Origin of the sequence: Streptomyces coeruleofuscus, from assembly GCF_039532725.1 — a bacterium.
GTDB lineage: Bacteria > Actinomycetota > Actinomycetes > Streptomycetales > Streptomycetaceae > Streptomyces > Streptomyces coeruleofuscus.
Map to the genome: position 1 here is coordinate 321,406 of NZ_BAAASE010000007.1, position 17,521 is coordinate 338,926.

Annotated in this window: 19 protein-coding genes; 16 read left to right on the forward strand and 3 right to left on the reverse strand. The window is 70.5% G+C overall.

Annotated elements, in window-relative coordinates:
• The first annotated feature begins 4 nt into the window (after window positions 1-4).
• The 4 genes from sufC to ABFX81_RS27755 are packed head-to-tail and all read left to right on the forward strand — an operon-like array spanning window position 5 to window position 2,837.
• Window positions 5-769, forward strand: coding sequence for a Fe-S cluster assembly ATPase SufC (sufC, locus tag ABFX81_RS27740; protein ID WP_020273987.1), 765 nt, complete (start codon window positions 5-7; stop codon window positions 767-769).
• A complete protein-coding gene (locus ABFX81_RS27745; protein WP_086846033.1) occupies window positions 766-2,022 on the forward strand; it encodes a SufS family cysteine desulfurase in 1,257 nt (418 codons plus the stop codon). The genes sufC and ABFX81_RS27745 overlap by 4 nt, the downstream gene beginning before the upstream one ends.
• A gap of 15 nt (window positions 2,023-2,037) precedes the next feature.
• Window positions 2,038-2,508: a Fe-S cluster assembly sulfur transfer protein SufU gene (gene sufU / locus ABFX81_RS27750; RefSeq protein ID WP_059419772.1), complete on the forward strand. Its 471-nt coding sequence runs from the start codon at window positions 2,038-2,040 to the stop codon at window positions 2,506-2,508.
• Window positions 2,505-2,837: a metal-sulfur cluster assembly factor gene (locus tag ABFX81_RS27755; protein ID WP_031143572.1), complete on the forward strand. Its 333-nt coding sequence runs from the start codon at window positions 2,505-2,507 to the stop codon at window positions 2,835-2,837. Before sufU ends, ABFX81_RS27755 begins: the two co-directional genes overlap by 4 nt.
• A 56-nt stretch (window positions 2,838-2,893) precedes the next feature.
• On the opposite strand, the gene ABFX81_RS27760 is transcribed toward ABFX81_RS27755, so the two are convergent.
• A complete protein-coding gene (locus ABFX81_RS27760; protein WP_346138824.1) occupies window positions 2,894-3,733 on the reverse strand; it encodes an AbfB domain-containing protein in 840 nt (279 codons plus the stop codon).
• 172 nt (window positions 3,734-3,905) lie between these two features.
• Between ABFX81_RS27760 and ABFX81_RS27765 the strand changes: the two genes are divergently transcribed.
• From ABFX81_RS27765 to ABFX81_RS27780, 4 genes are all read left to right on the forward strand, one after another.
• Complete coding sequence (locus tag ABFX81_RS27765) at window positions 3,906-4,226, forward strand: SMR family transporter (protein WP_086854515.1); 321 nt, start codon at window positions 3,906-3,908, stop codon at window positions 4,224-4,226.
• Window positions 4,226-4,774 carry a TetR/AcrR family transcriptional regulator gene (locus tag ABFX81_RS27770; RefSeq protein ID WP_346138825.1) on the forward strand — a complete coding sequence of 183 codons (549 nt, stop codon included), beginning with the start codon at window positions 4,226-4,228 and terminating at the stop codon, window positions 4,772-4,774. The genes ABFX81_RS27765 and ABFX81_RS27770 overlap by 1 nt, the downstream gene beginning before the upstream one ends.
• 209 nt (window positions 4,775-4,983) lie before the next feature.
• Window positions 4,984-5,973, forward strand: coding sequence for a 2,3,4,5-tetrahydropyridine-2,6-dicarboxylate N-succinyltransferase (gene dapD, locus ABFX81_RS27775; RefSeq protein ID WP_150480176.1), 990 nt, complete (start codon window positions 4,984-4,986; stop codon window positions 5,971-5,973).
• Window positions 5,974-6,187: 214 nt separating this feature from the next.
• The gene (locus ABFX81_RS27780; RefSeq protein WP_086854361.1) at window positions 6,188-6,418 is read left to right on the forward strand and encodes a hypothetical protein; all 231 of its coding nucleotides are present in this window, start codon (window positions 6,188-6,190) and stop codon (window positions 6,416-6,418) included.
• A 78-nt stretch (window positions 6,419-6,496) separates the two neighbouring features.
• Here the strand turns inward: ABFX81_RS27780 and dapA are convergent, their stop codons facing one another.
• Window positions 6,497-7,381 (reverse strand): 4-hydroxy-tetrahydrodipicolinate synthase, encoded by an 885-nt coding sequence (dapA, locus tag ABFX81_RS27785; RefSeq protein WP_346138826.1) that lies wholly within the window; start codon window positions 7,379-7,381, stop codon window positions 6,497-6,499.
• 159 nt (window positions 7,382-7,540) lie between these two features.
• On the opposite strand from dapA, the gene ABFX81_RS27790 reads away from it, so the two are divergent.
• The 5 genes from ABFX81_RS27790 (at window position 7,541) to ABFX81_RS27810 (ending at window position 10,338) form a co-directional block, all read left to right on the forward strand.
• Window positions 7,541-7,690, forward strand: a complete 150-nt coding sequence (locus tag ABFX81_RS27790; RefSeq protein ID WP_346138827.1) for a hypothetical protein — start codon at window positions 7,541-7,543, stop codon at window positions 7,688-7,690.
• Window positions 7,687-8,391: a hypothetical protein gene (locus ABFX81_RS27795; RefSeq protein ID WP_346138828.1), complete on the forward strand. Its 705-nt coding sequence runs from the start codon at window positions 7,687-7,689 to the stop codon at window positions 8,389-8,391. Before ABFX81_RS27790 ends, ABFX81_RS27795 begins: the two co-directional genes overlap by 4 nt.
• An 86-nt stretch (window positions 8,392-8,477) precedes the next feature.
• Window positions 8,478-8,897 carry a phage holin family protein gene (locus ABFX81_RS27800; RefSeq protein ID WP_346138829.1) on the forward strand — a complete coding sequence of 140 codons (420 nt, stop codon included), beginning with the start codon at window positions 8,478-8,480 and terminating at the stop codon, window positions 8,895-8,897.
• The gene (locus ABFX81_RS27805) at window positions 8,894-9,289 is read left to right on the forward strand and encodes a DUF3618 domain-containing protein (protein ID WP_086855311.1); all 396 of its coding nucleotides are present in this window, start codon (window positions 8,894-8,896) and stop codon (window positions 9,287-9,289) included. The genes ABFX81_RS27800 and ABFX81_RS27805 overlap by 4 nt, the downstream gene beginning before the upstream one ends.
• A 362-nt stretch (window positions 9,290-9,651) precedes the next feature.
• Window positions 9,652-10,338: an antibiotic biosynthesis monooxygenase gene (locus tag ABFX81_RS27810; protein ID WP_086855312.1), complete on the forward strand. Its 687-nt coding sequence runs from the start codon at window positions 9,652-9,654 to the stop codon at window positions 10,336-10,338.
• A gap of 57 nt (window positions 10,339-10,395) precedes the next feature.
• Here the strand turns inward: ABFX81_RS27810 and ABFX81_RS27815 are convergent, their stop codons facing one another.
• Complete coding sequence (locus tag ABFX81_RS27815) at window positions 10,396-12,225, reverse strand: endonuclease/exonuclease/phosphatase family protein (protein WP_086855313.1); 1,830 nt, start codon at window positions 12,223-12,225, stop codon at window positions 10,396-10,398.
• A gap of 305 nt (window positions 12,226-12,530) precedes the next feature.
• On the opposite strand from ABFX81_RS27815, the gene ABFX81_RS27820 reads away from it, so the two are divergent.
• The 3 genes from ABFX81_RS27820 to ABFX81_RS27830 all read left to right on the forward strand — a co-directional run bounded on the left by ABFX81_RS27820 (window position 12,531) and on the right by ABFX81_RS27830 (window position 17,482).
• Entirely contained in the window at window positions 12,531-13,949 is a 1,419-nt protein-coding gene (locus tag ABFX81_RS27820) for a hypothetical protein (RefSeq protein ID WP_086855314.1), read from the forward strand.
• 159 nt (window positions 13,950-14,108) lie between these two features.
• Window positions 14,109-15,551 (forward strand): alkaline phosphatase PhoX, encoded by a 1,443-nt coding sequence (locus tag ABFX81_RS27825; RefSeq protein ID WP_086855315.1) that lies wholly within the window; start codon window positions 14,109-14,111, stop codon window positions 15,549-15,551.
• Between the two features lie 347 nt (window positions 15,552-15,898).
• The gene (locus ABFX81_RS27830; RefSeq protein WP_086855316.1) at window positions 15,899-17,482 is read left to right on the forward strand and encodes a TROVE domain-containing protein; all 1,584 of its coding nucleotides are present in this window, start codon (window positions 15,899-15,901) and stop codon (window positions 17,480-17,482) included.
• The last annotated feature ends 39 nt before the right edge of the window (window positions 17,483-17,521 follow it).

Consider the following 17,521-nt stretch of genomic DNA (forward strand, 5'->3'; position numbering starts at 1 on the left):
ACCCATGGCTACGCTTGAAATCCGAGACCTGCACGTCACCGTCGAGGTCGAGAACGGCACGAAGGAAATCCTCAAGGGTGTCGACCTCACCGTGAAGCAGGGCGAGACGCACGCCATCATGGGCCCCAACGGCTCGGGCAAGTCGACCCTCGCCTACTCCCTCGCGGGACACCCGAAGTACACGATCACCGGCGGCACCGTCACCCTCGACGGCGAGGACGTCCTGGAGATGTCCGTCGACGAGCGCGCCCGCGCCGGTCTGTTCCTCGCGATGCAGTACCCGGTCGAGGTTCCGGGTGTCTCCGTGTCGAACTTCCTGCGCACCTCCGCCACCGCCATCCGCGGCGAGGCCCCCAAGCTGCGTACCTGGGTGAAGGAGGTCAAGGAGGCCATGGAGCGCCTCAACATCGACCCGTCCTTCGCCGAGCGCAACGTCAACGAGGGCTTCTCCGGCGGTGAGAAGAAGCGCCACGAGATCCTCCAGCTGGAGCTGCTCAAGCCGAAGATCGCGGTCCTCGACGAGACCGACTCCGGCCTGGACGTCGACGCCCTGCGCGTCGTGTCGGAGGGTGTGAACCGCGTCCGTGACACGGGCGAGGTCGGCACCCTGCTGATCACGCACTACACGCGCATCCTCCGCTACATCAAGCCCGACCACGTGCACGTCTTCTCCGGCGGCCGGATCGTCGAGTCCGGCGGTGCCGAGCTCGCCGACAAGCTGGAGGAAGAGGGCTACGAGGCATACACGAAGGGTGGCGCATCCGCGTGACACAGCTGCCGGGCCTCCTCGACACAGAGGCGCTCCGCAAGGACTTCCCCATCCTGGACCGCCAGGTCCACGACGGTAAGAAGCTCGTGTACCTGGACAACGCGGCGACCAGCCAGAAACCGCGCCAGGTGCTGGACGCCCTCAACGAGTACTACGAGCGCTACAACGCCAATGTCCATCGTGGCGTGCACGTCCTCGCCGAGGAGGCCACGGCGCTGTACGAGGGCGCGCGCGACAAGGTCGCGGAGTTCATCAACGCGCCCTCGCGCGACGAGGTGATCTTCACCAAGAACGCCTCGGAGTCGCTCAACCTCGTGGCGAACATGCTCGGCTGGGCCGACGAGCCCTACCGCGTGGACTCCGACACCGAGATCGTGATCACGGAGATGGAACACCACTCCAACATCGTGCCGTGGCAGCTGCTCGCGCAGCGCACGGGCGCGAAGCTGAAGTGGTTCGGCCTGACCGACGACGGCCGCCTGGACCTGTCCAACATCGACGAGGTCATCAACGAGAAGACGAAGATCGTCTCCTTCGTGCTGGTCTCCAACATCCTGGGCACCCAGAACCCGGTCGAGGCGATAGTGCGCCGCGCCCAGGAGGTCGGCGCGCTCGTCTGCATCGACGCCTCGCAGGCCGCACCGCACATGCCGCTGGACGTGCAGGCCCTCCAGGCAGACTTCGTGGCCTTCACCGGTCACAAGATGTGCGGTCCGACGGGCATCGGCGTCCTGTGGGGCCGCCAGGAGCTCCTGGAGGACCTGCCTCCGTTCCTCGGCGGCGGCGAGATGATCGAGACAGTGTCGATGCACTCCTCGACCTACGCCCCGGCGCCCCACAAGTTCGAGGCTGGCACCCCGCCGGTCGCCCAGGCGGTCGGTCTCGGCGCGGCGATCGACTACCTCAACTCGATCGGCATGGACAAGATCCTCGCCCACGAGCACGCGCTGACCGAGTACGCCGTGAAGCGGCTGCTGGAGGTCCCCGACCTGCGCATCATCGGCCCGACGACGGCCGAGGAGCGCGGCGCGGCGATCTCCTTCACCCTCGGCGACATCCACCCGCACGACGTGGGCCAGGTCCTCGACGAACAGGGCATCGCGGTCCGGGTCGGCCACCACTGCGCGCGGCCGGTCTGCCTGCGGTACGGAATTCCTGCGACCACGCGAGCGTCGTTCTATCTGTACTCCACGCCGACCGAGATCGACGCGCTGGTCGACGGCCTGGAGCACGTACGGAACTTCTTCGGCTGAAGGGCGTGCTGAACGGTGAAACTGGACTCCATGTACCAGGAAGTCATCCTGGACCACTACAAGAACCCGCACGGGCGGGGCTTGCGGGATGGCGACGCCGAGGTGCACCACGTCAACCCGACGTGCGGTGACGAGATCACACTGCGCGTGAAGTACGACGGAACGAAGATCGAGGACGTCTCGTACGAGGGCCAGGGCTGCTCGATCAGCCAGGCCTCGGCCTCCGTACTGAACGAACTCCTCGTCGGCAAGGACTTCTCCGACGCGCGGAAGATCCAGGAGACCTTCCTGGAGCTGATGCAGTCCAAGGGGAAGCTCGAACCCGACGACGCGATGGAGGAGATCCTGGAGGACGCGGTCGCGTTCGCCGGGGTGTCCAAGTACCCGGCCCGGGTCAAGTGCGCCCTGCTGAGCTGGATGGCCTGGAAGGACGCGACGGCCCAGGTACTGGGCGGCGCCGACGCCGAGAAGGAGACGACGGCATGAGCGAGACCGTTGAGATGAAGCCGGCCTCGGAGGAAGAGGTCCGTGAGGCGCTGTACGACGTCGTCGACCCGGAGCTGGGCATCGATGTCGTCAACCTCGGCCTGATCTACGGCATCCACATCGACGAAGCGAACATCGCGACGCTCGACATGACCCTTACCTCGGCGGCCTGTCCGCTGACGGATGTCATCGAGGACCAGGCCAAGTCCGCCACGGACGGCCTCGTCAACGAGCTGCGCATCAACTGGGTCTGGATGCCGCCGTGGGGCCCGGACAAGATCACGGACGATGGGCGGGAGCAGCTTCGGGCGCTCGGGTTCAACGTCTGAGATCCGCTGACTGACGAAAGGGCGGCACCCTCCCGGGGTGCCGCCCTTTCGCGTGCTCAGTCCAGCCCGGCCACCATCCGGAACGCGGAGTCCGCGCGGTACAGGCCGTCGTGCTGGTACGGCTCGACGCGGAGCTGGAAGTTGCGGTGGCGCAGGAAGCGGCCCGGATAGTTCACGGACTCCAGCATGACCGCGCCCGACGCGGCCGAGGGGCGCGGGCAGAAAGTGGCGTCCTTGCGGAACAGGGCCGAGCCGTCGTCGGTGTCCTCGACCAGGACGAAGCTGCGGTGGCGGAGGTAGCGGCCGTCCGCCGTGGTGAAGGAGTAGCAGGAGGAGTCGGCGAGGCCGGAGACGCGCTCGAAGGTGGCGTCCTCGCGCTGCTCGGGGCCGGAGCCGATCTGATCCAGGCGCACGTAGCCGTCGCGGACACGCCAGTAGCGGTCGGGGTAGTTGACCGAGCGTATGGATATCCCGTGCGAAGCCGGGGGCTTCGGGGGCTTCGACGTGCCCTGGGGCGGCGTCGGCTCGGGGGTCTTCTTCCGCGGCTCCGGACTCGGGTCGGCGCTGGTGGGCGCGCTCGTGGTGGGCGTGGGCGTGGGGGACGGGCGGCCACCGTCCGTGCCCCGCGTTTCGCCGGCGCCCTTGGAGGGGGTCGCGAAGGAGATCAGACCGCCCGGGGCCGAACTGCTGAGGGTGGTCGGTTCCGCCGCCTTTCGGACCGGCTCGCCGGACTCTTTCTCCAGCACGGTGACGGCCGTGACGCACGCGGTGACCGTCGCCACGGCGAGGGCGCCTGCCAGCCAGAGGCGTCGGGTTCCTGGTGCCCGGGTGGTGTCCGGGGCCCAGCCGCTCTCCCACGGGCGGTCCAGTGGGGGCCGGGACTTGTCTTTCGGCATGCTCTTGTTTCCTCCGGCGGGCTCCCTTGACGGCGGTGCAGTTGTGGTCGCCCGGTGTGTGATCGGGGTGACACCGTAGTGGACCAGTGGGACGTCTGTGAGGCGTTTGTTGAAAGCGGTATCTTCTCTCTCGTTGTGTACGGGTGTACAGGTGTTGTGTACGCTCGTACATATGGGTTATCTGCTGCTGGCCGCGGCCATCACCGCCGAGGTGGGCGCGACCACCGCCATGAGGTACAGCGACGGTTTCAGCCGACTCGGTCCCTCGCTGCTCACGTTCCTCGGCTATCTCGTCTCCTTCGCGCTGCTCGCGCAGACGCTGAAGACCGTCTCCGTGGGAACGGCCTACGCGATCTGGGCCGGCGTCGGCACCGCGGCCATCGCCACGATCGGGATCGTCTTCCTGGGGGAGGACATGAGCGTCGCCAAGGCCGCCGGGATCGCGCTGATCATCATCGGGGTCGTGGTCCTGAACCTGGGAGGTGCCCACTGATGCCCCGCCGCTACGACCCCGAGCGGCGGCAGCGGATCATCGACGCGGCGATCCGGGTCGTCGGGGGGAAGGGCATCGCCGGGCTGAGCCACCGCACCGCCGCCGCCGAGGCGGATGTGCCGCTCGGCTCGACGACGTACCACTTCAAGACCCTCGACGAACTGCTGGTCGCCGCCCTGCGGCAGGCCAACGAGGGCTTCGCCAAGATCGTCGCCGGGCGCGGCGCGCTGGAGGATCCCCGCACCGATCTGGCCGCCGAACTCGCCGCGTGGGTGGGGGAGTGGCTCGCGGGCGACCGCACGGGCGTCGAGCTGGAGTACGAGCTCTACCTCGCCGCCCTGCGCCGGCCCGCGCTGCGGCCCGTCGCCGCCGAGTGGGCCGAGGGGCTCGCCGAGCTGCTGTCCGGGCGTACGGATCCGGTGACCGCGCGGGCACTGGTGGCGGTCGTCGACGGCATCTGTCTCCAGGTGCTGCTGACCGGGGTGCCGTACGACGAGGCGTATGCCCGGGAGGTGCTGGGGCGGGTCGTGGCGGGGGCGCGGGAGTAATACGGGAGTGGTACCGGTGGGCGGGTCGTCGCGGGGAGGCAGCGCGGAAGTGCCACCGACGGCGTGGGCGGCCGTCGGGCTGCGGGAGTGACCCCGATGGCGGGGTCGTCGCCGCGCGTCGCCGACCAGCGGCGGGACGTACCGCCCGGCACGTGAGACGTCCCCGCACCGGTTCGCATCGACCGCCGTCCGCCGGTTAGGTTGCCCTCATGACCGACACGACTGCTCCTCGCACCACCGGCGCCGTGGCCGCCGGCCTCGCCACGGTCGCCGCCGACGGCACCGTCCTCGACACCTGGTTCCCCGCTCCTGAACTGGCCGCCGAGCCCGGCCCGTCCGGCACGGAGCGGCTCTCCGCCGAGCAGGCCGCCGAGCTGCTCGGCGGCGGCGCGACCGCGGCGATCGGCCCGGACGCCCGCCGGGGCGTCGAGGTGGTCGCGGTCCGCACGGTCATCGCCTCGCTCGACGAGAAGCCGATCGACGCGCACGACGTCTACCTGCGCCTGCACCTGCTCTCCCACCGCCTGGTCAAGCCGCACGGCCAGAGCATGGAGGGCATCTTCGGCTTCCTCGCCAACGTCGCCTGGACCTCGCTCGGCCCGGTCGCCGTCGACGACCTGGAGAAGGTCCGGCTGAACGCCCGCGCCGAGGGCCTGCACCTCCAGGTCACCTCCGTCGACAAGTTCCCCCGCATGACCGACTACGTGGCCCCCAAGGGCGTCCGCATCGCCGACGCCGACCGGGTCCGCCTCGGCGCCCACCTCGCCGAGGGCACCACCGTCATGCACGAGGGCTTCGTCAACTTCAACGCGGGCACGCTCGGCACGTCGATGGTCGAGGGCCGTATCTCCGCGGGCGTCGTGATCGGCGACGGCTCGGACATCGGCGGCGGCGCCTCGACCATGGGCACGCTGTCCGGCGGCGGCAACGTCATCATCTCCATCGGCGAGCGCTGTCTGATCGGCGCCGAGGCGGGCGTCGGTATCGCCCTCGGCGACGAGTGCGTCGTCGAGGCCGGCCTCTACGTCACCGCCGGCACCCGCGTCACCATGCCCGACGGTCAGATCGTGAAGGCCCGCGAGCTGTCCGGCGCCTCCAACATCCTCTTCCGCCGCAACTCGGTCACCGGCACCGTCGAGGCCCGGCCGAACAACGCGGTGTGGGGCGGGCTGAACGAGATCTTGCACAGCCACAACTGACCGGCCTCGGTCGTCACCGAGCGCCCTTCCCAGGTCCGAGGACGGCCGGGAAGGGCGCTTCGTGCGTCATCGGCTCTCCGGACGGGCCCCGTACGAGTTACCGGGCGTGACCTCGTGGTGGTTTTTGCAGATGAACGGGTGGGCGCAGGGGTCCGATGAACGGGCGGACGCCGGGTCCGATCAGAAGCCGAACCGATGAAACGAGGACCGGGGCATGAAGAACGAGCGGGGGCGGGCCGTGGCGCGCTGTCTGGCCGGGGCGGTCACGGCGCTGGTGGTGTGCTGGCTTCCGGCGGGGGCCGCGCACGCCGACGAGACCAACACGGGCTCGCACAACGGCCACCGGGTGGGGCTGGTCAACGTCAACGTGGGCCAGGTCGACGACCCGGCGGAGGACGTGCTGGAGCACACGCTGCTGTTCGGCGACGGGTACGCCTGGAACTGAGCCGGCACATCGACGGGCCCGGGTGCCGTACCGCGAGTGTGTGCGGTACGGGGCCCGGGCCGTTTTTTCTGCGTTTGGTCAGGTGGTGGTCAGGGCCTTGTGGAGCGACAGGAGTTCGTCGGTCGTCCTGTCGTCCGCGGGCCGCAGGGGAGCGCGGACCGGGCCCGCCGGGAGATCCAGGGCAGTGAGGAGCGCCTTCGTCGTGACGGTACCGGGGAGGCCTGCCGACATGAGCGCCTCGATGAGGGGGGTGGCCTGCTGCTGGAGGCGGGCCGCCTGTGCCGTGTCGCCCGCGTCGAAGGCGTCCAGGACGGCTCGCAGCCGGTCCGGGATCACGTTCGACACCGTGCTGACGTAACCGGCCCCGCCCACCGCGTACAGCGCGAGGTTGTGCTCGTCGCTGCCCGCGTAGTACGCCAGGTCCGTGCGGGCCAGCACCTTCTGTGCGGCCAGGAAGTCGTGGGAGCAGTCCTTGACCGCGACGATCCTGGGGTGTGCGGAGAGGCGGAGGATCGTCTCCGGTTCGATGCGGACGCCGGTGCGGAACGGGATGTCGTAGAGCATGAGCGGGAGTTCACCGGTGTCGGCGATCTCGCGGAAGTGGGCCTCGATCGCGTCCTGCGGGGGCCTGCTGTAGTAGGGGGCCACCACTAACAGGCCGTCCGCGCCTGCCTTTTCGGCCTCCCGTGCCAGGTCCACGGTGTGACGGGTGTCGGGCGTTCCGATGCCCGCGACGATCGACGCCTGAGCGCCCACGGCCTCGCGGACGGCTGCGATCAGGGCCGACTTCTCGGCGTCCGTGGTGGTCGGTGACTCGCCCGTCGTGCCGGACAGGACGAGGCCGTCGCAGCCCTGGGCCACCAGGTGCGCGGCGAGGCGTTGGGCACCGTCGAGGTCCAGTGCTCCGGATGCCGTGAACGGGGTGATCATGGCGCACAGGGCGCGGCCGAAGGGGGTCGTCATGTGAGTAGTGTCGGCAGCGTGACTGTGTAGCTCCAGTTAATTCTTCTGCCCGGTACTTGTAAGGAATGCTTTCCTGTTCTCTCGCGCCCTATGTCCAAACCAGGGCCTTGTGGGTCACCATGGCCAGGACGGTCGGCGACGGCATTTCATGGAGGCGTCATGAAGCTGGGCAAGGCACTGGCCACCGGGATCGCGGAGGAGCAGCCGCAGGCCCGGGACGAGGAGATCGAACTCCCCGAGCTCCAGGGACTCCACGGCCTCCGGGATGTCGAGGAGCCCGCGCTGGATGAGGTCCCGGTCGCCCGATGAGGCTGCGGCTTCCGGCGGAGCGTCCGACGGAGCCGCCAACCGGATACAAGATCGCCCACCCTGTGCTGTCCCAGGACGGCACCCGGGCCGGGTTCACCGGTGTGTCGCTGGGCGGCGCGCTGCCGTACGGAGTGGTGGCGGAGGCGGCGTGTGTGTACGGGCTGCGGCACCGGGCGCCGCACCGGCGCTGCGACTGCGGGTTCCACTGCGTGCATGACCGGCGGGCGGCGGAGGCGTTGCTCTGCACGGCCGAGCACCGCGCGGCCGTGCTGTTGGAGGTCTCCGTTCTCGGCGCCTACATCCGCTTCGAGCGTGGGTTCCGGTATGCCCGGCAACGGGTGCGCGTCATGACCCTGGGGGCTTGTGCGTGCGGTGCCGGGGCCGCCGCGCTGGGCGAGGCCGGATGGGGGCGGCCGGGGTGGCGGGCGTTGGTGCCCTGCTGTGGGGAGTGTCTGCGGGGGCGGCCGTCCCTGTCGCCGGCCGGGTTCGCGCGGCTGGCGGGGGACGGGTTGCGGGTCGTGGCCGGGGGTGGTAGCGCGCCGGCGGGGCCGGCGGCGGCCCAGGGGACGGGGGTGCCCGAACTTGTCGCGGAGGCCGCTCTGTTGCAGGCACGGCTGGACGTGTTCCAGGCTCAGTTGGCGCGGCTCGGTGAGCGTGGCGAGCGTGGTGGTCACGGTGGGAGTGGGGCGGCGGCGGGGTAGCCGGGCGGGGAAGGGGCGGCAGGCAGGGGTAGCGGGGGGTGGGCCGGGTACTCGGGGCTTCCTACTTCGAGAGGAGGCGGAACACCGTGACCGGGACCATCGATCATCGGGCCGTGCACGACGAGCGCCACTCCGTGGGCGAGCTCGTCTCACAGGCCTCGGAGCAGCTCTCCCGGCTCGTCCGGCAGGAAGTGGCTCTTGCGAAGGAAGAGCTGGCCGAGAAGGGCCGGCGTGCGGGGCGTGGCGGTGGGCTGCTCGGTGCGGCGGGTGCCGTCGCCTATGCCGGGCTGCTCGCGCTGGCCGGGACGGGTGTCGCAGCCCTCTCGCTGGTGCTGTCCGTCTGGGCCGCGGCGCTCATCGTGACCGGGGTGCTGTTCGTGATCGCGGCCGTGCTGGCCGCCGCCGGCCGGAGCCAGCTGCGCCGGGCCACTCCTCCCACGCCTGAGGAGGCGCTCGGCAGTGTCAGGGCCGACGTCGAGGAGATCAGGGAAAGGGCACATCGATGACAGAAGCGACGGGCGGGGCCAAGGGGCCCGATGAACTGCGCCAGCAGATCGAGCGGACCCGTAGTGAACTCGGCAACACCGTGGAGGAGTTGGCGGGGAAGGCGGACGTGAAGGGGCGTGCGCGGGCTCGGGCCGCCGATCTGCGGGACAAGGCCGGGGCGATGACGGTGCAGTTGCGGAGCAGCGCCGCGCAGGCCGGGCACACGGTGCACGACAAGGCGACGCATGCGGGGCCGCGGCCGGTGCGCGGTGTCGTCCAGGCCGGGATGCGGCATCCGAAGCCGGTGCTGGTCGTCGGGGCGGCTGCGGGGGCCGCGGTCGTCGCTGTCGAGGTGGTACGGCGGCGGCAGCAGGTGACTCGCGGGCATCGCTGGCAGCGCTGGTATCGCTGAGCGGGGTGCGCCGGCGGCATGCGGCAGGCGGGCCGTTCGCGCCTGCGCGGTGGTGGTGGGTCGGGGCCGGCCCGGGGGTGTCCGCCCTCGGGACGGCGCGATGGAGTCGGACGCCGGCTGACTGTCCGTCAAGAGGCATCCGTTGACGCGCCAACCGCTGCGGGCAGACGCGCCGCCGAGGGCGGCACGGGTGGGCGCAGCGGCACCCCGCTCCGCCGGGCTGCGCACCAACCCGCCCCAGCGCAGACGTTGAGCACCTGGAAGCGCCGGGCCCTGCGACACCTCTCCCTTGACCTCAAGCTTGGTCGAGGTTGAAAGGTGGGGTGCAGCAGGGCAACCGGCGCATACGACTGGAGTGTTCAATGAGCCGTCGAACCGAGCAGCACCCCGACCTCACCGATCCCCGGATCGGTGCCCCCTTCTTCAGTACCTGGCGGGTCGGCACACCCGAGCGGCAACGGCAGACCGTGGAGGCGATCGGGCGCACGTGGGAGCGGCGGCCGTGGCCCACCGGTGATCTGCTGGGGTACCACGTCTACGTGGGGCACGACGGGTCCACGCTGATGCACCACTCGCAGTGGAGCAGCGAGCAGGCGTACGAGGCCTTCGTCAAAGTTCATCGGCAGGAGCGGGTCGACGAGATCGACACCGCCGTGCCGGGGATCGAGAGGGTGGGGATCGCGCGGTACCGGCGGTACGGCGGCCGCGAGCGGGCCGTCGGTGACGTACGGGAGCCGGGGCTGATCGTCACCGTACGGGTCGACTTCGAGGAAGGGGCCGGGGAGCGGCGGGAGGAGTGGGTCGATCTCGTGCTCAAGGCCCTGGGTGACGATCCCGAAGGGCACGCCGGGCTGATCTCCGCTCATTTCCATCTGAGCGCCGATGGCGGGCACGTACTGAACTACGCCGAGTGGGAGAGCGACCAGGCCTATGACGAGGCCTTGGCGGCCCCCGGGACCGACACGTGGGAGCGGGTGCGGACCTACCCGGGGGTGAAGGGGTCGAGCGGGAGCCGGTACCGGCATGCCCTGGGGCTCGTGCCCGGGTGAGTGCGGTGCCGTGGGGCCGGCCGGCCGCTCTGGCCGGCCGGCCCCACGGCCGACGGGTTACGGCCGGAAGCGCAGGACCTGCGGGTCGTGGTCGCTGATCTGGTCGTTGAACTCCGCGTTGACGTGCACGCTGTCGTACTCGAAGTCGCAGTCGCGGCGGATCGACGGGCTGATCAGGATCTGGTCGAGGACCTGGCTGTTGCCCTGGTAGACGTACGAGTAACGCTCGCTCCTGGGCAGCGACTTGATCGCCGACCAGAGTTCGCCCCGGCCCTCCAGGAGCCTGGTGGTGCCGGAGAACTCGAAGTCGTTGATGTCGCCCAGGGCGATGACGTCCGCGTTCTTCTGGGTGTCCAGGATGTCCTTGACGAAGGCGTTCACCAGCGTGGCCTGCTGGTGCCGCTGGGTCTCGGAGCTGCGGGCCGGCGGCTGGTACTGGGAGGTCAGGCCCTGGTCGCCGCCCTTGGAGTTGAAGTGGTTGGCGATCACGAAGACCGTGCGGCCGCGGAAGACGAACTCGCCGGCCAGCGGCTTGCGGCTGTTCTTCCAGGCCTCGTCGGCGGGGGCGATCCGGCCGGGGCTGAGCGTCAGGTGCGCCTTGCCGCGGATCTTCGTCACTCCGGTCGCCGTCGTGGCGTCGCCGCCCGCGCGGTCCGTGAAGGAGACCCGCTCCGGGTTGAACAGGAACGCCTGGCGGATGTTGCCGCCGGGCTCACCGCCGTCGGCCTTGTCGGCCGGGTCGATCGAGCGCCAGTCGTACGTGGGGCCGCCGGCCGCGACGATCGCGTCGATCAGCTTGGTCATGGTCTGGTCGGCGGCGACCGTACCGTCGTTCGTCGCGCCGTTGTTGTCCTGGATCTCCTCCAGGGACACGATGTCCGGCGACTTGAGGTTGTTCACGATCGCGGACGCGTGCTCGGCGAAGGTGTTGTCGGTCGGGTCGAGGTTCTCGACGTTGTAGGTGGCGACCGCGAGTTCCGAGGAGCGCTGCTTGCTCGTCGTCTCGCGCTTCAGGCCCGCGGACTTGAGCGTGCCGAGTTCGCTCGCGACCAGGGTGTAGCCGCCGAACTGGTTGTAGTCCAGCGGGCCCGCCGTCGTGCCGGTGAGCGTGTCACCGACGTTCGCCTTCGGGAAGTCCGCCGTCGCGCCGAGGGACTGGATCTGGAGGCGGCCGGTGTTCTGGGCGTCGTAGGAGCCGTAGACCGTGCCGCCGTTGCGGGTGCGGTTCTCGTGCGGCTTCACCGTCACCCAGAGTGCGGTGTACGGGTCGGTGGCGCCCACGACGCGGGTGTCGGTGACGCGGACGGTCATGCCCTCCAGCGCCTCGTAGTGGTCCAGGGCGTACTTCGCGGGCTTGAGGGGGAGGGCGTTGATCGAGCCGTTCGCCGCGGCGTCACCGGCCGGCGCGTAGGCGGCGGGGACCGACCTCGCGTCGACCGTCGTGGCGGCGGGGAGCCGGTTGCCGCTGGAGACGACCGTGGTCGTCGGCTTGGTGATCTCCGTCAGGGACTGGTTGCCGGAGGCGGTGCCGCCGGGGACGTACTCCGAGACGGTGCCGCTGACCGTGACGGAGTCGCCGACGGCGACCCCCTTCGGCGTCGAGCTGGTGAAGACGAAGACGCCTTCACTGGTCGCCGGGTCGGCGTCCGGGTCCGGGTCCTGGATCCAGAAGCCGCGGGACGAGCCGTAGGTCCGGATGCCGGTGACGATTCCGGTCACGTCCGTGACCTGCTGGCCGGCGAACGGCGATATCCGGGTGTTGCCCTGGACGTCATGGATGCGGACCGAGTCCGCGTGTGCGGGAGTGGTGAGGACGATCGTGGATGCCGCGGAGCACACGGCGGCAACGGTGAGCGCGGCGAGGCGCGCGGACGACTTGCTCGGCAACGGGGTTCCCTCCGGGGACGTGACAGGGCGCCGGGACGAGGGTGGTGCGTGGACTGTCTGCCGCTACCTGTGGGGCGGGCGGTTGACGCGCGTAGCGGACGGTGGACGGGCGGGTCCGGTGGGGCGACCCGGTGAACAAGTGTCCGCCGACTTCTACGCGCGTCAATCTCCAGCCTGCTCAGGTCACTTGTCAAGGTTTCGGCCATGTACAGCCCCTGACGGGGACATGAAGCAGGCGGCATGGGTGTAAATCCGTCTAGGCTGAGCGGCTGAGTCGTATGAGGCGCCGCTAGGAGAAACAGCCGATGTCAGACAGCTCCCCCCTGCCGCCGGTGCGGCTGCACCCCGAAGCGGAGCTGGCGCGCGACGCGCTGTCCACGCCGTTGCTGTCCCGGGCCGCCCGGCTGGCCCGCTGGGCCGGGCCGGAGACCCGGGTCGACGCCGGGGGCGGGCTCGTCGACGAACAGGTGCCCGCGGCCGCCGAGGCGCTCGGACTGAGCGGGGACGACGCCGCCGCCGACGCCAGTGAGGCGTGGCGGGTGGCGGTGGACACCGGTCTCGTCGAGATCCTCGACGAGGAGGAGGGCACCGTCACGGCGGGCGAGGACCTGGCGCTGCTCACCGGCGGTTCGCCGCAGGACGTGCTGGCGGTGTGGCTCGCGGCCCTGGAGACGGTGCTCGCCGACGCGAGCGTGCCCGACCTGGACGGTCTCGTGGCCGAGGACGGCGAGGTCGACCTCTCCGCCCTCGACTGGGACCCGGAGGCCGAGGCCGAGTTCCTCGACGGCGTGCTCGGCAACCTCTACCTGCTGACCGCCGGCGAGGACACACCCGCCGACGCTCCGGTGCCGCTGCCGGCGCTGGCCGCGTCGGTGATCGTGCCCAGCGACATGGGCGAGCCGACCAACGACGTCCTGGAGCAGGTCTCCGAGGCGATGATGCGGCTGGACGACCAGTTCCGGATGCTGGAGCCGGTGGGGCTCGTGGCGTACCGGCCCGTGGACGAGGCGCTCATGGCCGAGGCCGACGAGGAGCCCGCGGCGCCCGTCGACGACACAGACGTCTCCCGGTACGGCATGGTCCGGCTCACCCCGCTCGGGCTCTACGGCCTGCGTGCCCGGCTGCTGGAGGCCGGGTTCGAGGCACCGGCCGTCGGGGACCTCGCGGACAAGGGGGCCGACGCGCTGCTCGACGGCACGGCGGCGTTCCCGCCGGGTGCTGCGCAGGCCGAGACCGAGCAGTGGCTTCAGCGCCGGGAAGCGCTCGCCGCGGCACGCGAGCTGCTGGCGGCGGCGCGGGGCGCGGATGCCGGGGCGCCGTTGCGGCGGTTGCGGTGTCAGCAGGCCTTGTCGCTGGTCGGAGCTTCGGCCGAGCCCGCCTTGCGGGAGGTGCTCGACGATGCCGAGTTGGGCGGTCTCGCCCGTGTCTGGCTCACCGAGCATGGTGCGGCGGATGTGCCTGCGCCGTCGGAGGCGATGGTGTATTGGCTGACCATCGACACGGTGGCCGCGCAGCTGGCTGCCGAGGGGAACTCCGAGGAGCTGCGGGCGTTGGTCGAGGGGCTCGCGCGGCAGCACGGCGGGTTCTTCGAGGCTGTCTGGCGGGTCGAGCATCCCGCTACGGCTGATGTGCTGGAGGCGATGGGGCGGTTGCATCCGGACAAGAAGGTGGCGAAGGAGGCGCGGAAGGCTGCGTTCAAGGCGCGGTCGCAGCAGGGGGGCTGAGTTCGTATTGCGGGTGCGGGTGCGGGTGCGTTGTGGCTTGTCGCGCAGTTCCCCGCGCCCCTGGGGTGTTGTTCAACCGGCGTTCATGGATGAGCGGGACGGTGTTGCCGAATGAGGTCCGCCACCCTCCACGGCAACCCCCCGTCACAGGAGACACCCATGTCGCTCACCCGCAGGGACTTCGCCAGAACCTCCGCGATCACCGGTGCCGGTGTCGCGCTGGCGGGCAGCGTCGGCGCACTCGCCACCGCGCCCAACGCCCTCGCGTCCTACGACACCGACGGTGCGGAGGGCGCGGCGGACGCCCGGCACTCGGTCGGCTACGGGCCGCTCGTCCCCGACCCCAAGGGCATCCTCGCCCTGCCCGCCGGCTTCACGTACCGGATCATCACCTACAGCGGCAGGACGAAGCTGGAGTCCGGCGAGTTCACGCCGTCCAACCACGACGGCACCGCCACCTTCGACGGCCCCCGCGGCACCACCCTGCTCGTCAACAACCACGAGCTGAAGGGCCCGCGCGCCAACTGGAAGTACCCGGTGCCTCTCACCGAGGGCCTCGTCTACGACCCGGCCGCCGCCGGTGGCTGCACGGTCGTCGAGATACGCCCCGACGGACGGGTCGCGGAGTGGGTCGGCATCGCGGGCACCTCCACCAACTGCGCCGGTGGCAGTACGCCGTGGGGCACCTGGCTCACCTGCGAGGAGAACTCCGACAGGGCCGGCGTCAACGGCATGACCAAGGACCACGGCTACGTGTTCGAGGTCGACCCGAGCGACCGGCGCGCCAACCGCGGCCCCAAGCCGCTGAAGTTCTTCGGCCGCTACGACCACGAGGCCGTCGTCATCGACCCCAAGCGCGGCCACGCCTACCTCACCGAGGACGACGACGAGCCCAACGGCCTCTTCTACCGCTGGACCCCGCCCAAGGGCTTCGCGTACGGCCCCGGAAAGTTCCGCGAGCTCGCCGACGACGCCGGTGTCCTCCAGGCGCCCAAGTGCTTCGACTCCGGTGGGAAGTTCGTCGACGACCTGTCCCGCGCCACGAAGATCGGCACCGTCTACGGCGTCGACTGGGTGGACGTGCCCGACCGCGACGCCCGTACGACCCCCGTGCGCAAGCAGTTCGCCGCCGACGAGGTCACCCGCGCCCGCAAGCTGGAGGGCATGTGGTGGGGCGACGGGGGCGCCTACATCGTCTCCTCGTACGCCCGTGAGGAGAGCCCCGTCCAGCACGACGGCCAGGTCTGGTTCTACGACCCCAAGCGCCGGACACTGACACTGAAGGTGCTGCTCGGTGTGAACCCCGACCCGTCCGAGGACGGCGCGTTCGACGGTCCCGACAACATCACCGTCTCCCCGTACGGCGGCATCGTCCTGGCCGAGGACGGCGAGGGCGTCTCGCACCTCTTCGGCGCCACCGAGAGCGGCCGCACCTACCCGATCGCCCGCAACGACCTGAACGTCGGCACCGAAGAGGAGCCGGAGTACAGCGAGTTCGCCGGTGTCACCTTCTCGCCCGACGGCAAGACCCTTTACGCCAACATCCAGGACCCGGGCATCCTGCTCGCCATCACCGGCCCCTGGCAGCGGCAGAAGCGGTAATTAATTCGCTCGCAGGTCCCGTACTGCGCCTCCTACAGTGAGATCACAACGTCACGCACCTCCCGGTGCGATGGCAGCGGCTACTTCTCTTCCAAAGAATCCGACGCCGCCGCCGACTTGATCTCGGGAGGCGCAGCATGTGGTGGGTGCCCGGTGCGAAGGCAACGGTTACTTCCTGGGATCAGAGGGTTGCGGGTTCGAGTCCCGTCAGCGACTTCGGGTCGCTGTAGCTCAAGTGAGTAGAGCATCTGAATTAGTCCGTCGCCGACTTCTGTCCTCGGGCACCCACCTCTTTTCCTCCATGCAGCGTCTCTCCCGAAACACGAACGAATTCGGGGGAATTCACCATGGCGCGATTCAATTCCAAGGCAGCCCGCGCACGTCCCGTCTCCCGTGTGACGTCCACCGGGCGTGTGCTGCGCACGTACGAGGGCGGCCGGGGCCGCGAGCGTGACGCACGCTCCGAGCTCTTCCTGCTGGCCGTGTCCAACTTCGTTTCACAGCAGACCTTCTACGAGACCGGCGCCGACCGCGACGACCGCTTCGCGAAGCTCGTGCGCGAACTCGCCGTCACCGACCCGGCGTGGACGGCCGGCCTGCTCGGCTGGCTGCGCGGCGAGGGCAACCTGCGTACGGCCTCCGTCGTCGGCGCCGCCGAGTACGTCAAGGCCCGCCTGGACGCCGGCGCGACCGGCGGCCCGGCCAACCGGCAGGTCGTCGCCTCCGTGCTCCAGCGGCCCGACGAGCCCGGCGAACTGCTCGCCTACTGGACGGCGATGTACGGCCGCAACGTGCCCAAGCCGGTCAAGCGCGGCATCGCCGACGCCGTACGCCGGCTCTACCACGGCAAGGCGCTGCTGAAGTACGACACCGCCTCCAAGGGCTACCGCTTCGGCGACATCCTCAACCTCGTGCACGCCGCCCCGGACCCGGACAAGCCCTGGCAGGGCGAGCTGTTCCGGTACGCCCTCGACCGGCGGCACCACCCCGACACCGCGGTGCCGCCCGCGTCGGACCGCGTCCTCACCGCCCACCGCGAGCTGATGGCGCTGCCGGTGGCCGAGCGGCGCGCGGTCGTGACCGCCGAGGGCGGTGCCGAGCGGCTGGCCGCGGCCGGGATGACGTGGGAGACGCTGGCGGGCTGGCTCCAGGGGCCGATGGACAAGGCGGCCTGGGAGGCCGTGATCCCGTCCATGGGCACCATGGCGCTCGTGCGCAACCTGCGGAACTTCGACGAGGCCGGGGTGTCCGACGAGGTCGCCGAGCGGGTCGCCGCACGGATCAGCGACCCGGCGGAGGTCGCGCGCTCGCGGCAGTTCCCCTTCCGGTACCTCGCCGCCTACCAGCACGCGCCGTCGCTGCGCTGGTCGTACGCCCTGGAGCGGGCGCTCGGCCACTCGCTGGCCAACGTGCCCGCGCTGCCCGGCCGGACGCTGGTGCTCGTGGACCGCTCGGGCTCGATGTTCTGGTCGCGGCTGTCCGACCGCTCGGAGCTCAACCGCGCCGACGCCGCCGCGATCTTCGGCACGGCGCTCGCGCTGCGTGCGGAGCGCGCGGACCTGGTCGAGTTCGGCTCGACGAGCGCCCGAGTGAAGTTCCGCAAGGGCGAGTCGGTGCTGAAGATCCTCGACCGCTTCGGCGACCTGGGCGGCACCGACACCACCGAGGCGGTGCGCCGGCACTACCGGAAGCACGACCGGGTGCTGATCGTCACCGACGAGCAGTACACGCACCACCACCGGGGTGACCCGACCGAGCAGGTCCCGGCCGGCGTGCCGGTCTACACCTGGAACCTCGCCGGATACCGGGCGGGCCACGGCCCGTCGGGCACCGCGAACCGGCACACCTTCGGAGGCCTCACCGACACGGCTTTCCGGATGGTTCCGCTGATCGAGGCCTCCCGGGACGCCGACTGGCCCTGGGCGGCCTGAGGGACCGTGGCCCGCACCGCGAGGGGAGTGCGGGCCACG